The sequence below is a fragment of the Vibrio genomosp. F10 str. 9ZD137 genome, assembly GCF_049974785.1.
Classification (GTDB): Bacteria; Pseudomonadota; Gammaproteobacteria; order Enterobacterales; family Vibrionaceae; genus Vibrio.
In genome coordinates this window covers 1-1,785 of record NZ_JBNGCJ010000917.1, presented here as the reverse complement: position 1 = coordinate 1,785, position 1,785 = coordinate 1, and the positions used below count along the sequence as shown (strand labels likewise).

The following is a 1,785-nucleotide window of genomic DNA, read 5'->3' as shown; positions in this document are numbered from 1 at the left end:
CGCTCTTCCGATCTCATTGCCACACTGATTTTCTTACTCGTCGGTGGACTGGCATTACTCAACTTACGCTTTACTAAGCTATCTCAGGATTAAGGATATTTATAATGGCAATGGTACAAGGTAAATCCTTAAAATATCGTGTTTGGGCAACGCATATCGCGCTGTGGCTATTTTTGGCTATGATTATATTCCCATTACTGATGGTGATTGCGATTTCGTTCCGAGAAGGTAACTTCGCAACGGGTAGTTTAATTCCAGAAAACCCATCACTTGAGCATTGGAAGTTAGCATTAGGCTTTACGGTCACTCATGCCGATGGCTCGGTAACACCACCACCGTTCCCTGTATTAACGTGGTTGTGGAACTCTGTCAAAGTAGCGGGCATTACCTCTTTGCTAATCGTGACACTGTCTACGACGTCAGCGTACGCGTTTGCAAGAATGCGTTTTAAAGGTAAGAATACTATCTTGAAAGCTATGATGATCTTCCAGATGTTCCCAGCAGTCCTTGCACTGGTAGCCATCTACGCGTTGTTTGACAAGCTAGGGCAGTACATTCCATTCCTAGGGTTAAACACGCATGGTGGTCTGATTTTCTCTTATCTAGGCGGGATTGCGTTGCATGTTTGGACGATCAAGGGATACTTTGAATCCATCGATAATTCATTAGAAGAAGCGGCTGCTTTAGACGGAGCGACTCCGTGGCAGGCCTTTAGATTAGTGTTATTACCACTGTCAGTACCAATTCTAGCGGTTGTGTTTATTTTGTCGTTTATTATGGTCGTAGGGGAAGTTCCTGTAGCATCTTTGTTACTTTCTGATGTAGACTCATATACGTTAGCGGTTGGAATGCAGCAGTATTTGTACCCTCAGAACTATTTGTGGGGAGACTTTGCAGCAGCAGCAGTGCTTTCTGCACTACCAATTACTATTGTATTTTTACTTGCACAACGTTGGCTTGTCGGAGGACTTACCGCTGGCGGTGTGAAAGGATAATAATAATTAGGGCGACCCATTAGGATCGCCCATTTGTCCTTAACTTAACACTTTCAGGTTTGGCCGCCGATCCGTTAAGTCTAAGAGCAGTTCTGGCGTTACGCATAGCTGGCTGTTAGCTTGATTCCTTACTAAAAAACTCACTAACAGTTTTTGTAACCAAAACCCGAGCATCGCTTGGGTTTTTTTATATCTATAGGTTGAGTAAGTCTATAGAAAGTGCAATCAGGATTGACTTAAGACGCCTCGTTAAGTTTGTCCTTAATGCGAAAATGAGTATACGAGCTAACAGAACTCAGAACAGCTTATGGGTTATATGATGCGAGTGATCCTGAAAATGAAGGTGCAATAGAAGAATGGGTTACAAACAAATGTGAGGCAATTAGTGCTTTGTAGGGCTAGTAATTCAATATTGGTATGGCTTCAAAGCTCTCTGCTTGATGGTGCCCAGCCTAAATATTGAAGTAACACATAGATACTTTCTTGCTTTAACGCGACTTTTCTAAAGAGGTCTGCGAAGGTATCATCCCCACCAAAGCAGGCTTGGATATAATGATTAATTTCTGAGGCATCATAGCCTTCGACGTACATGGTACGTACCCATTGATACTCGACGGCTTTGAGGTTGTTCACGGTTGCCTCACATAGCGTTATCTTTTCAAGGTTCAAGCACTTATCCTTTCAGCGTAGTATCAATATTGATAGCGAATTAGAGCAAACTTAGATGAAAGAAAAATGACATTGATTGAATATAATAGAAAAAATGATACCAATCACAGTAAGTAAATGA

2 protein-coding genes are annotated in these 1,785 nt (G+C 42.0%); one reads left to right on the top strand and one right to left on the bottom strand.

The window, feature by feature from the left end; all coding sequences use genetic code 11:
- Positions 1 to 104 precede the first annotated feature (104 nt).
- Entirely contained in the window at positions 105 to 995 is an 891-nt protein-coding gene (malG, locus tag ACP45E_RS20270) for a maltose ABC transporter permease MalG (protein WP_017036768.1), read from the top strand.
- 423 nt (positions 996 to 1,418) lie between these two features.
- On the opposite strand, the gene ACP45E_RS20265 is transcribed toward malG, so the two are convergent.
- Positions 1,419 to 1,664 (bottom strand): hypothetical protein, encoded by a 246-nt coding sequence (locus ACP45E_RS20265; protein ID WP_017036769.1) that lies wholly within the window; start codon positions 1,662 to 1,664, stop codon positions 1,419 to 1,421.
- Between the last annotated feature and the right edge of the window lie 121 nt (positions 1,665 to 1,785).